Source organism: Vibrio sp. 1288, from assembly GCF_033344475.1.
In genome coordinates, this window is sequence record NZ_JAWPOX010000994.1 from 1 (window position 1) to 546 (window position 546).

Annotated in this window: 1 pseudogene; it reads left to right on the forward strand. The window is 44.9% G+C overall.

The annotated features are described in order from the left end of the window. Window positions 1-327 (forward strand): annotated as a pseudogene (locus R8O11_RS30540) (UDP-3-O-(3-hydroxymyristoyl)glucosamine N-acyltransferase); the annotation flags it as partial. Window positions 328-546: the final 219 nt, after the last annotated feature.

The window sequence follows — 546 nt, forward strand, 5'->3', positions numbered from 1 at the left end:
CAAATCGCACATAACGTGCAGATCGGATATGGTACCGTGATGCCAGGTGGTACTATTGTCGCCGGCAGTACTAAAATTGGTAAGTACTGTCAGATCGGCGGCGCGTCGGTTCTAAATGGCCACATCACTATCGCAGATGGTGTTGCCATCACCGGTATGGGCATGGTAATGCGCAGTATCGAAGAAAAGGGTCTTTATTCATCAGGTATCCCATTACAGACGAACCGAGAATGGCGCAAGACGGCAACTCGTGTTCACCGTATTGACGAGATGAACAAACGCTTGAAAGCTGTTGAAAAACAGCTGGAGCAGAAAGAAGAATCTTAGTTCCATATTCTGAACAAAGACTCGCGAAATGCGGGTCTTTTTCTTCTATAATGACGCGCTATTAGTAGATTTATTATCAAGCTGGTATACACTTTGCAGGCATTTCCCAGTTTGCGGCCTTTGCCGCTGCCTTGCCATCTTGGTTAAGAGAATTGATATAGGAAGACGACTTTGACTACTGAAAAGAAAACGATGAACATCTCTGAAATTCAAGAGCTA